This window comes from Pigmentiphaga kullae (assembly GCF_004216695.1).
GTDB lineage: Bacteria > Pseudomonadota > Gammaproteobacteria > Burkholderiales > Burkholderiaceae_B > Pigmentiphaga > Pigmentiphaga kullae.
The window spans coordinates 765,434-776,942 of sequence record NZ_SGXC01000002.1 but is presented as its reverse complement, the minus strand read 5'-3'; the positions used below and the strand labels follow the sequence as shown (position 1 = coordinate 776,942).

Annotated in this window: 8 protein-coding genes; 1 reads left to right on the top strand and 7 read right to left on the bottom strand. The window is 65.2% G+C overall.

The window, feature by feature from the left end; genetic code table 11:
• Positions 1–2: 2 nt before the first annotated feature.
• From EV675_RS17995 to EV675_RS17975, 5 genes are all read right to left on the bottom strand, one after another.
• Positions 3–383, bottom strand: coding sequence for a hypothetical protein (locus EV675_RS17995; RefSeq protein WP_130358580.1), 381 nt, complete (start codon positions 381–383; stop codon positions 3–5).
• Positions 370–3,837 (bottom strand): hypothetical protein, encoded by a 3,468-nt coding sequence (locus EV675_RS17990; RefSeq protein WP_130358579.1) that lies wholly within the window; start codon positions 3,835–3,837, stop codon positions 370–372. The genes EV675_RS17995 and EV675_RS17990 overlap by 14 nt, the downstream gene beginning before the upstream one ends.
• A 211-nt stretch (positions 3,838–4,048) precedes the next feature.
• Entirely contained in the window at positions 4,049–5,014 is a 966-nt protein-coding gene (locus EV675_RS17985; RefSeq protein ID WP_130358578.1) for a Bug family tripartite tricarboxylate transporter substrate binding protein, read from the bottom strand.
• Positions 5,015–5,087: 73 nt separating this feature from the next.
• Positions 5,088–6,554 carry a benzaldehyde dehydrogenase gene (locus tag EV675_RS17980; RefSeq protein ID WP_130358577.1) on the bottom strand — a complete coding sequence of 489 codons (1,467 nt, stop codon included), beginning with the start codon at positions 6,552–6,554 and terminating at the stop codon, positions 5,088–5,090.
• Positions 6,551–8,278 (bottom strand): thiamine pyrophosphate-requiring protein, encoded by a 1,728-nt coding sequence (locus tag EV675_RS17975; RefSeq protein WP_130358576.1) that lies wholly within the window; start codon positions 8,276–8,278, stop codon positions 6,551–6,553. The genes EV675_RS17980 and EV675_RS17975 overlap by 4 nt, the downstream gene beginning before the upstream one ends.
• Positions 8,279–8,415: 137 nt before the next feature.
• On the opposite strand from EV675_RS17975, the gene EV675_RS17970 reads away from it, so the two are divergent.
• Positions 8,416–9,315, top strand: coding sequence for a LysR family transcriptional regulator (locus EV675_RS17970; protein WP_130358575.1), 900 nt, complete (start codon positions 8,416–8,418; stop codon positions 9,313–9,315).
• Between the two features lie 152 nt (positions 9,316–9,467).
• Here the strand turns inward: EV675_RS17970 and EV675_RS17965 are convergent, their stop codons facing one another.
• Positions 9,468–9,908 (bottom strand): GNAT family N-acetyltransferase, encoded by a 441-nt coding sequence (locus EV675_RS17965; RefSeq protein WP_207221998.1) that lies wholly within the window; start codon positions 9,906–9,908, stop codon positions 9,468–9,470.
• 86 nt (positions 9,909–9,994) lie between these two features.
• Positions 9,995–11,308 carry a serine hydrolase domain-containing protein gene (locus tag EV675_RS17960; RefSeq protein ID WP_242621487.1) on the bottom strand — a complete coding sequence of 438 codons (1,314 nt, stop codon included), beginning with the start codon at positions 11,306–11,308 and terminating at the stop codon, positions 9,995–9,997.
• Between the last annotated feature and the right edge of the window lie 201 nt (positions 11,309–11,509).

The window sequence follows — 11,509 nt, the reverse complement described above, 5'->3', positions numbered from 1 at the left end:
TGTCAGTTCGAGAGCAAGGCTGCCAATACGCCAGGCGGTGGCGCCGGCGTAGCCGGCCCCAACGGGTTCCATTGGGGGTTTTCCAAGTGCAATAGCGAGGCAAACACCATTTCCTGCGCCAGCAGGCGGCAATCGCGGGCGATTGCCGCCTGTCTGCGTGCATGGGCGCCGGCCTCGGCCAGGCCATGATCGCCTGACGGTTCCTCCGGCGCGGCCAGGAAGTCCGCGCGCAAGCGTGTGGCGAGCCGGTCGACGATCGAATCGACCGACCGGCTCGCGCGCTGTTGCAACGCCGCCAGAGCCTGGCGCGTGGCCGGATCGTCGGGCAAGTCGAGCAGTGCGGCCGATGAAACGAGGGGCCCGGCGAGGTCAATCGGCGTCATCTTCTTTCTCCAGCGCGGGAATCGCCTTGCCGATCACGGTGCGCCAGACATTGGCCGGAAACTGCGACTTGACCGGCAGCACCAGTTCCGCGTGGGCGCTGGACCGCAAGTACTCATCGTGCATGGCCGCCGCCTCCTGAGCCAACACGGCCTTGCGCAGATTGTCCTGTTGCGCGCGGCGGTGATCGACCGTCCGGACCTTGTCGGGATCCGTTCTTTCCAGTTCGAGCAGTTTTTCGTTCACCCGCTCCTCGATCTTCTGCTTGAACGCCGGCACCGCATCGACGGCGCGCTCGGTCATCTCGCCTCGTTGCAGGACCAGGTCATGCAGCAGTGATTGTTTTTGCTCGGCGGAATAGTCGTGCTTGACGACTTCTTCCAGCAAGGACTCGGCGCCCAATTCGGCGATGTAGTGACCGAGCTTGTTCTGTATGCGCCCCAGCATCTGCTCGAAGATGGAGTCGGTGATATCGAAAGAAAAGACCTTGAGGTACTTTTGCCGCAGGTACGATCGATAGTCGTCGTCGGAATCGGAATCGTTGAATGCCAGGGCGAAACCTGCCGGTTTGTCGACATGGGTCCCTTTCAGACGAGGGTACGCCAGGTCCTCCTGCAGTTCATGCAGCATGCGCAGGTCAAAGCCCTTGGCCCTGAGTTCGTCGATGATGCGGGTCGCGTTGGCTAGCGAGGCAAAGGCGTCGGGATAGGCGCTCCTGGTGAACAGGCTGGCATCGTCCATGATCGCCTGCATGGCCCTGAGCACATCCTTTTTGCTCGAGCGACCGGTGCCCGCCGACGCCTTGCGCAAGGCATCCTGGCGCAAGGCCGCGCCGAGCAGATCGACGCCCGGCGAGCGCTTGCCCTGGGGATTCCGCAGGATGATGGGAACCACGTCGATCCGCGAAGATTGGGTCGACATGGCCGCGCGTCGGGCAGGAGAAACACCGCGGCTTGTACCGGCTGTGCGTTTGCGGTCTGTGTATCGGGGGCGTCGTCCGCCGGAATCCTCGTGCAGTCTCGGATCTCGCGGACGGTCTTCGGAAGCGTGCGCATACCGTGATCCTACCGGCGGCTCTTCGCCGCCACTCGGCGCGCGATAGCGCGGCGACCAGGGATCCGTGCCGTAGAAATGAAGCGGGTCGCCTGGTCCACCCATCCGGCGCGATCTGGACGGCGGCTGGCGCCAACCCGATCCCGGCCCGGGATAAAAGGGCGGCGGTTCTGCCCAGGCCACCGGCAGAGGCAGTATTTCCAGCACGTGAAAGCGCGCATCTCCCGGGCGCACCGAATAGGTGATGGGCTTGGCGGCGACTCCTGGATTCAATCTGAATTCCAGGCAGGTCTCCAGGTTGTCCCTGACCAGGTAAAAATCCTTCAATACGCCGAATTGGGGAAAGATGAGGTCTGAATGGCGGATCGTCGTCCAGGCCATGTTGTTGCGCACCGCCACGGTCAGTTGCTCCGCCATGAACCGGGGCAGGTAATGCCACTCCCCCGACCAGGTATAGGGTATGCGACGGTCGCGCGGCAGCGCTTGCGATGTGGAGGAGGGCGTTGCCCGTGACGGGGCGGCCGCGTGCCTCGCCCGGGATCTGTCGGCCTTGGGTTTGGCCGGCCCAGGGTTCGCCGTGCCTTGCCGCGTATCCGTCGCTGCCGGCCGCGAGGCGGGGGCGGGTCGAGGAACGTCGCTCCTTCCCCATTGGCGCAACTTCGCCGCGCTGAAAGCGTAGCTGCCGGCATTCCTGGATGACTCGGCGGCGGGCTCGTTTTCCTTCAAGAATGGGCGGTCGCCGAGCAGCAGCGGACCGCGGTCCCCATCGCCGTCCTCGCTCACTTCCCTGGGAGGAAGCGGCCGGTCCACGCGCTCCTGCGGCCAGCGTGTCCAGTTGCTGTCGACCTCGTCGGCGCTATAGTGATAACGGCTGGAGTGGGGCTCGGGCGCTGGAGAGGGGAGGGCCGGCGCAACGGGCCGCGGCAAATCATGAAGAGGTTCCTGCCCGGTCATACTGGCGACCGAAATCGAGGCGGCATCCGGCTGTCGATCATCGCTGTCCGTTTCCCCCGAAGACTCGACGGAACCGTCGGAGTCTTCCGCTTCGGAACCGTCGGACCCTTCCGCTTCGCTTGAATCGTCCGTTACGCTCGAGGCATCGCTGTCTGCCAGCGACGCCGGAGCGGGGGCGCAAACAAGAGCCGTCTCAGGCAGGGGAGCGTCGCGCTCCTGGCCGGAAACCTGTTCGTCATCGCTATCGGCCTTCCCGGATGTTCCGGTCGCCTCGATCGAGCTTGCCGCTACGACAACGGACTCGGTCGTCTCACCGATCGCGGCTTGCGAGGCGTGAGCCCCACGATCCTGGTCCTGCGCCGCGAAATAGTCGCCCATGCCTTGCGATGACAGGAAATCAGCGGCCGTCAAAGGGCGGAACGTCGTCGACCGCCTCCTGTCATTCAGGGGTGTTCGCGAGAGCTTCAGGCGCTTGATCTCATGTTCGATGAAGTCCTCGGTACGATGCAGTTCCGCGCGCACCGTGGCAAGCAAGTGTTTCAGTTGCGCTTTGCTGTGCTGTCCGAAAAAAACGACTTCACCGGTCTCCAAGAGCTGTGGCGGCTCTTCAGCCAATTGCAAGGTCCAGCCGAGCTGATTCTGGCGCTCACGGACTTCGTCCAGACGTTGCATCAAGGGCTTGATGGCAGTTTCCTCCTGCTCGGAGACGCCGGCCGCGCGCAACCGTACCGCCAGGCCAGCCACCGCCTGGCGGTACGGCGCCAGTGCTGCCTCCTGCTCGTTGATCCACGACTGCAGTTCGGCAATCCCCCCCTCCAGCACCGCGATATCGCCATCCAGCTTCGCCACTTTCTCGCGGGCGGACCGGATCGAACTCCGGGACGGTTCGATGTGCCTGTGCGTGTCGTGCCGGCCGTTTCTGCTTCGGGCCTTTTCCTTGGCGTGTGCGCGTCTGGCTTCGAGTTCTTCCAGGCGGCTGCACTCGGCATGCAGCTTGCGCGCACAGTCATTTTTTTCGTCGTGCAGGCTGGCCAGCTCCTTGCGGCTGCGCCCGACCCTGGCGGATTTGGCGGCTGACGCCAGTTCGGCGTCCGCGTCGATCTTTTCATACAACAGCTCGACCTGGAGCGATGTGTCCAGGCACGGAAAAACCGCCAATTGCTCCTGGAGCCACTGTGCCGCCTGTTCCTGCTGCTGCCATTCGGAATAGAGGGCCTCCAATTTGCGGTCGGCCCGTCTGCTCAAGGACTTCAAGCCCAGACTGGCCGTTTTCAGCTTGCAGTAGAGGCCCACCCAACTCTTGGCGTTGTCGCTCTGTCGGCTATAGGCCTTGAAGGAGCCGGGGACCAGATAACTATCCACCTTCGTTGCCTGGCTGGAAACGGAGGTATCCGGGAAAGCGCCGGGGTCGTGGTGTCCGAGCCGGGCCGCTGAAGTGGAGGAAAACATCTGGCGTTACCGAGTCGGGGCGGGAGCGGTGGCAGATGGCGCATCGGACGGGGCGGCCAGGAGCTGGTGTTGTTCGGAGGGGCCGGTGCCGGCCGATGCACGGATCATGCTTGGTTCTCGGAAAATTTGGTCGAAGGGCGGCTGCGCCCACCCGTGAAATGGGTAGCCTCGGCCAACGAAAAAGTTCCGGCATCGGCGGGTCTTGCCCGCATCAATCCATGGTCACGCCGGCTTCGACGATGACATGTTTCCAGCGTCCGCGCTCGGCGTCGATGAAGGCCTGCGTCTGTGCGGGTGTGGCCGGCCGGGCTTCTGCGCCGAGAGCCAGGAAGCGTTGCTTCACGCCTTCGTCGGCCAGAATGGCGGTCAGGGCCTCGTTGAGCTTGCCGACGATGCGCGCCGGCGTGCCCGGCGGTGCCATCAGCGCGAACCAGGCGCTGCTCGCGAATGCCGGGAACCCGGCCTCGGCGGCGCTGGGTATGTCCGGGGCGATCGCAGTGCGCGTCTCGTCCGCTACCGCCATGATGCGGACCTTGCCGGTGTCGCGCAGCTTGAGCACGGCCGAAATATTGCCGAAGAAGAGATCGATACGGCCCGCCATCAGGTCGGTCAGCGCCGGCCCCTCTCCCTTGTAGGGAACATGGACCAGCGAAGCGTCCGACATCGTGGCGAACAACTGGCCGGTCAGGTGCGAGGTCGAGCCGTTGCCTTGGGAGCCATAGGTCAGCTTGCCCGGATTGGCCTTGGCATAGGCGATCAGCTCCCGCACCGATTTGACCGGCAGGCCGGACCGGACCGTGATCGTATTGGGACTGCCCGCCAGCAGGCCGACCGAGACAAAGGCCGCGGGCTTGAAGGTCAAGTCCTTGTAAAGGTATTCGTTGATCGACAGCGGCCCCGGCGGCGTGGCCAGCAGGGTATAGCCGTCGGGGGCGGCGGCGTACACCTCCTGGGCGCCGATGTTGCCGCCGGCGCCGGGACGGTTTTCGACGACCACCGGCTGCCCCCAGCGGTCACCCAGTTGCTGACCGACGATACGTGCGAGCGAATCGATGGTGCCCCCGGCAGGGAAATCGACCACGATGCGGATCGGACGCGAAGGGTAATCGCCGGCGGCGACCGCGGTGGAGCAGGCCAGCGCGCAAGCCGCCAGCAATGGATAGGCCAGATATCTCATGGAAGTGTCTCCGCTTCTTGCCGTTCTTCGACGGCTGGACAGATGGATGAAACCGGCGGCGCCGGCAGGGAAGTCAGAAGGGATAGGGGGGCGGCTGGTCCTGGACGGTGACCCATTGCCATTGCGTGAACTCGTCCCAGTTGGCGGGCCCACCGATGCGGCCGCCATTGCCCGAGGCGCCCACGCCACCGAAGGGCACGCGCGGATCGCCCGCCACCGTCTGGTCGTTGATGTGCAGCAGGCCGGCGCGCAGGCGGCGGCCCAGCGCCATCGCTCGCGCCACCGAGCGCGAGACGACGGCGGCCGATAGCCCGTATTCGGTGCGGTTGGCCAAGGCGACCGCTTCGTCCTCGGTGGCGAACGGCGTCACCAGGGCCACCGGTCCGAACACCTCTTCTTCGAAGGCCGGCATGCCGGGCCTCACGCCGTCCAGAACGGTGGCGGCATAGAACGGGCCATCGGCCGCGCCGCCGGCGCACAAGCGCGCGCCGGCGTCCACCGTACGCTTGACCAGTTGATCGACACGTTCGAGCTGGCGGGCATTGATCATGGGGCCGAGCCGCACTCCCGCTTGCCGTGGATCTCCCGTTTTCATGCGGCCGGCCTTCTCGACCAGCAGGCCGGCCAGACGCTCGGCGATGCTTGCCTGGGCCAGGATACGGCCGGTGGCCATGCAGATCTGGCCCTGATGCATCCAGGCGCCGAACGCGGCACAGCCGGCGGCCAGCTCGAGGTCGGCGTCGTCGAGCACGATCAGGGAATTCTTGCCGCCTAGTTCGAGCGATACCTTCTTCAGGTGCTCACCGCACAGGGCCCCCACGCGCCGGCCCGCGGCAGTCGAACCGGTGAATGCCACCATGCGGACCCGCGGGTCGACGCACAGCGCCTCGCCGACGTCGGCGCCGCCGGGCAGCACGTGCAGCAGGCCGGCGGGCAGTCCGGCCTGCTCGAACAGCCGGGCGATGTACAGACCGCCGCTGACCGCAGTCTGCGGATCCGGCTTGAGCAGGACGGCGCTGCCCGTCGCCAGCGCGGGCGCCACGGCGCGGATGGACAGGGTCAATGGGAAATTGGACGGGGCGATCACGCCCACCACGCCGTGCGGAATGCGGCGGCCGTAGCTCAGCTTGCCAGGAGCGGAGGGAAACACCAGTCCCTGTGGCTCGCCCAGCATGGCGGCGGACTGATGCAGGGTCGACAAAGCCGAACGCAGCTCCATGTCGGCCTTGGGCCGGATTGCGCCGGTTTCGCGCATGATCCAGTCCGCCGCTTCGTCGCGGTGGCGTTCGATCAGATCCGCCGCGCGGCGGAAGACCGCAGCCCGTTCTTCATGCGGCATCGCAGCCCATGCCGGCTGGGCGCCGGCGGCCAGCCGGGCCGATGCCGACAGCGTGGCGGGCGTCGCCAGCGTCAGGCATGCGAGCAGGGCGCCATCGGCCTTGTCGGTCGCTTCGTATGCCGGGCCGTCGGCCACGGTCCAGGCACCTTGGAACAGTCTGCCGGTCCAGGTTTCGGGGTTCAGGAGATCCGTGGCGCTCATGCCAACACCTGTTCGGAGATGGGATCGAGCATGACCTCGACGACCGCGCTGCGGCCGCCGCGCACGATCTCCAGCGCCTCTCGCAGCGTGGCGCGCAACGCCTCGCCCTCGCTGACGCGGAAGGCGGCCGCGCCGCTGGCGGCCGCGGCGATGTCGGCCAGCCGCGCGCCGTCCGCCACCGTGATCCAGTAGCGATCCTTGCTCTGCGCGGTAGATTGCGCATGGACCAGGTTGGTGGAGACCTTGGGCGAATTCCAGCCCCGGTTGTTGTAGACCACGGTAAGAATGGGCGCGCCATAGGTCTGCGCCACCCAATAGGTGCTGCTGGGAACGCCGAACAGGAAGCTGCCGTCGCCGCTGAGTGCGATCACCTCGGCCTGCGGATCCGCCAGCTTGACCCCTACGGCGGCGTTGATGCCCCAGCCCAGGCCGCTGCCACCGTTGACGTAGTAGCTGCCGGGCCGGTTCAGGCGCAGCGTCGAAAGAATCGTTTCTGTGCCGGACGGTTCCTCGCACACAATCACCGTGCGCGCGTTGACCAGTTCGCCCACCGCCTGCGTCAACTGCTTGACGGTAATGCCTCCCTGCCTGACCGATAGCGAGGGCAGGGGAGCGGCGGCCACGCGTTCGCGTGCCGCGGCGATCCATTGACGCCGTTCGTCCGGTACCGCCTGCGTGCGATCACGGCCGTAGTCGAGCAATTGCTGCAAGACATAATCGCTGTCGGCAAGATAGCTCCGATGCGCGGGGAAATGCCAGAACCCCATGCTTTCCTTGACCGGATCGGCATCGATGTGGAACAGGCGCGCGCCCGCGGCCGGCTGAGTGCGCGAGACGATCCACGGGACATCCACATCCAGCATCAGGATGAGATCGGCCTCGGCCACCAGCGCGTTGCGACGATAGCCGACATGGTGCGGGTGCCCTCCCGGAAAGTTGACGTACTGCGGCGCGATCTCCGCCACCGGCAGGCCCAGCCGTTCGGACAGTTCCACCAGGCGGCCGACGGCATCCTGGTTGCGCCCCAGGTAGGTGGTCAGCACCAGCGGTCGCATGGCCTGCGACAGCGCCTCATGCAACTCCGCCACGGCCTCTTCGCGCAAACCGCCCAGGCGGGCAGGGGACCAGTGCGCGAGCGCCTCGTCGGACAAGGGTTCGGCCTGGCCCTCCCAGACTTCTCGCGCCCCCGTCAGGTAGATCGGCCCTTCCGGCACCGTGGTCGCTACCTGCACCGCGCGCATCAGCACGCTATCGAGCATTTCGGGCGCGCGCAGTTCGTAGGTCCACTTCATGTACTGAGCGGCGATCTCGTGCTGGCGCGGCGCGTCCTGCGTGTAGTGGATGAACTCCGTGCGCGCCCCGGTGCGATCGCCGCTGACGGTCACCGGCGACAGGCCGGCCACGATGATGGCCGGCACGCGGCCCCGCGCGGCGTTGTGCAGGCTGCAGCCCAGGTTCTGGGTGCCCACGTCCACGTGGACCAGCACCATCTGAGGACGGCGCGTCACCATGGCATAGCCGTGGGCGGCGGTAAGGGCGGTCATTTCGTGCGGGCAGACGACGATCCTCGGCATGGCGCCGCCAGCTTCGTCGATGGCCGCGAAGGCCTCGATGAAGGCCGGGTGATCGCTGCCCAGGTTGGTGAAGAAGTAGTCCACGCCCAGCCTGGCGGCAAGCTCCAGCAGGCGGCGCGCGGCAGTGACGGTAACTGCCTGGGAAGTCATGACTGCGGTATCTCCATGTTCGTTGCGGGCCGCGTCTGGCGTGCGCTCGCGTCGGAATTCATAGTAGGCTTGCCGTAGTCATTTTTTAAGTTTATTTACTGTATTCCAGGAATTGATTAAATGAATTCTGAAAGGCCATGAACACCTACCGTTCCGACCTCAATCTGTTCTCGGTTTTCCAGGCCATGCTCGAAACCCGCAGCGTGACGCTGGCCGCCGATCGCTTCGGCATCACCCAGCCGGCGATGAGCAATGCCTTGACCCGGCTGCGCCAGCTCCTGGGCGATCCCTTGTTCGTCAACAGCACGAGCGGCATGCAGCCCACGCCTTACGCGCTCGAAATCGCCGAGACCGTAATCAACGCCTTGAGCGGTTTGCAGCAGGCGCTGGATCACCGCAAGAACTTCGATCCCGGCGTCAGTGAACAGATTTTTCGCTTTCACATTCCCGACATGGGACAGGTAAACATCCTGCCCATGCTGCTGGAGCGCCTGCAGCAGGTGGCGCCGAAGGTGCGCGTACAGACCGAAACCTTGGCTCAGGAAGACATACGCATCGGGCTCGAGAACGGGCGCATCCATTTCGCCGCGGGCCATCTGCCCAGGCTGCGCGGCAGCCGGCTGAGGACACAGCACTTGTTCGAGGAACGCTACGTGGTCCTGATGCGCGCCGGACATGCTCTGTCGCGAAGCGCGTTGACCCAGAAATCGCTGCTGCAAGCCTCGCATGCGGTCGTAACGTCCGTCGGCGGCGGACACCAGGTCATCGAGGAAGTGCTGTTGAAGAAACACGCCCGCATCGTCACGTACTTTCCCAACATCATGGCCCTGGCCATGACGCTGGCCCGTACCGATCTGATCGCCATCGTGCCGCGCCGAGTCGCCACGGAACTGTCCAAGGGAGGAACGCTGCAGGTCGCGCAACTGCCCATCGCCATGCCGACCTTCGACGTGGGGGTTTTCTGGCACGAACGTTCGCACACCAGTCCGGCGTGCATCTGGATGCGGGAACAGATGATCGATCTGTTCATGACGTGAGCCCCGGGGCGGCTTCCTCAATAACACGCATAATGTGTATTATGTAAAGTAATGTATTAGGAAACGTGAATCATCGTGTCCCAGTTACTCCCTACACATGCTGGCCTACGGCGCTCCGGTCGAGGTTTGCCGCAACCTTCTCGCCGCCCGCCCTATCCCAGCACCTTCCTGTACTGAACGAACCCGCTTTTCTCCGCCACCTGGTCATATAGCCGCATCGCCTGCGCATTGCTCTCGTGGGTCAGCCAATGCACGCGTGCCGCGTTGGCGTCGTCGGCGGCCCGGTAGACGTGTTCGATCAGCGCCCGGCCCACGCCTTGTCCGCGATACTCTGGCAGCGCGTACAGGTCCTGGAGGTAGACGTAGTCTCCCGGCGTCCAGCAACTACGATGGAAGATGTAGTGCGCCAGCCCGACCAGACGGCCATCGGATTCGGCGACCGCGCAATGCATGGGTTCGCGTTCGTCCATCATCCGAGCCCAGGTCAGTTGCGTCGTTTCCGGCGGGATATCTACCCGGTAGAAAGTCTGGTAGCCGCGCCACAACGGCAGCCATTGATCGAAGTCCGTCTCGACGGCAGGGCGGATGAGCATGGCGGGAATGTTCCTTGTGAATGAACCGCGGGACGAAGGAAAGGGGACGGCGCCCCGCCCTCCTCGTCCCGGCGGCCGCCCTGCCCTTATTGCAGCGCCTTCACCACCGCGTCGAAGAAAGCCGTGTTGTTGACGACGCCCGCGCCCGTGGGCTTGGACTGCGCGCCCCAGGTCACGATGACCACTTTTTCCTTCTGGTTGATGTAGATGTTCTGGCCGAAGATGCCGGTCGCATAGAACGCCTTGTCGATCGCCGACTGGCCGTCGGTGTTCACCCACCACATGTAGCCGTAGTAAGGCAAGGGATCGCCGCCGCTGAGCGACTTGCCGCTGCCGGCATCGGCCACCCAGTTGTTGGGCAGGATGGATTTGCCGTCGATCACGCCATCGTTCATGAAGAATAGCCCGAAGCGGCCCCAGTCGCGAAGCGTGGCGCTCAGGCCGCTGCCGCCGATCTCGATGCCGTCCGGCGAGTCCAGCCACCAGTTGGCCTCGGCTTCCATGCCGAACTTGGACCAGATCTTCTCGGACAGGTAGTGGGCCAGCGGTTTCTTGATCGCACCGTGCAGCAGTTCGCCGGCGATCTGCGTTTCCCCCGTGCTGTAGTTGAAGGTGGATCCGGGCGCTGCCGCGCGCGGCAGCTTGCTCATCAGCTCGAGGGCCGTGCCAGGTTTCTGGCCGATCTGGGCTTCCAGCAGCGCCCGGCGGTCCGAGGCGGGATTGGTATAGGTCTCGTCCCACTTCACGCCCGAGGACATCATCAGCACGTCGCGCACGGTGGCGCCGTCGTAGGCGCTGCCGGCCAGTTTGGGCACGTACTTGACCACCTGGTCGTGCACGCTGCCAATCAGGCCGTCCTGGATGGCGACGCCGATCAGCGTCGAGGTGATGGACTTGGCGACGGACATGGACATCCAGCGGGTCTTCTCGGTGTTGCCGTACTGGTAGGTCTCATAGGCGATCTCGCCGTTCTTGAGCACCAGCAGGCCCGAGACCCGGTTCAGCGCCAGGTAGTCGTAGATGTCGTAGTTCTTGCCGCCGGCCGTGAACTTGATGGCGGGCAGTTGCTTGGCGGCCTTGGGCAGCGGGCGCGGCGTGGCGGCGGGAGCGATGCTGCGGGTCGGGAACAGACGGTCGATGTTGCGGAAGGTGTTCACCGCGAGATCGGGGGTCAGGGTGCCGTCGTACATCTGCCGTACCGTGCCTATCGGTTCCTTCGCGTGCGGATAGGTATTGGCAGGCGGTTCGGGAGGCGCGGGCGGCGGATCATCGTCGCTGCCACAGCCGGCCAGGCCGATCAGGCCGGCCAGCGCCAGGCTGTAGACGAGGCTGCGGCCAGGCCGCGGCATCCAGGAAGGACGGGATGAGGACGGGGGTACGGATGCTGCGTGGATTGTCACCTTTGTTCTCCTTATCGTGGCCAGCGGCCCGGACGCGGTCCGCCGCAGGCGCCAACGCAAGCAATATGCGCGCCATTGCGGCTCATGCATGGCCGCTCCGGACCAGGGAGCACGCGTGCCGTGGATACTTGCGGAAACGCGGAATCGACACCCCCACGATGTCCGGATTCCCGGACGTCATGCGACACTGCGGGATCTTCC

Excerpts from the sequence above, each read along its gene's own strand:
- EV675_RS17995 (WP_130358580.1), bottom strand. The coding sequence starts at position 383 with ATGACGCCGATTGACCTCGCCGGGCCCCTCGTTTCATCGGCCGCACTG.
- EV675_RS17990 (WP_130358579.1), bottom strand. The coding sequence starts at position 3,837 with ATGTTTTCCTCCACTTCAGCGGCCCGGCTCGGACACCACGACCCCGGC.
- EV675_RS17985 (WP_130358578.1), bottom strand. The coding sequence starts at position 5,014 with ATGAGATATCTGGCCTATCCATTGCTGGCGGCTTGCGCGCTGGCCTGC.
- EV675_RS17980 (WP_130358577.1), bottom strand. The coding sequence starts at position 6,554 with ATGAGCGCCACGGATCTCCTGAACCCCGAAACCTGGACCGGCAGACTG.
- EV675_RS17975 (WP_130358576.1), bottom strand. The coding sequence starts at position 8,278 with ATGACTTCCCAGGCAGTTACCGTCACTGCCGCGCGCCGCCTGCTGGAG.
- EV675_RS17970 (WP_130358575.1), top strand. The coding sequence starts at position 8,416 with ATGAACACCTACCGTTCCGACCTCAATCTGTTCTCGGTTTTCCAGGCC.
- EV675_RS17965 (WP_207221998.1), bottom strand. The coding sequence starts at position 9,908 with ATGCTCATCCGCCCTGCCGTCGAGACGGACTTCGATCAATGGCTGCCG.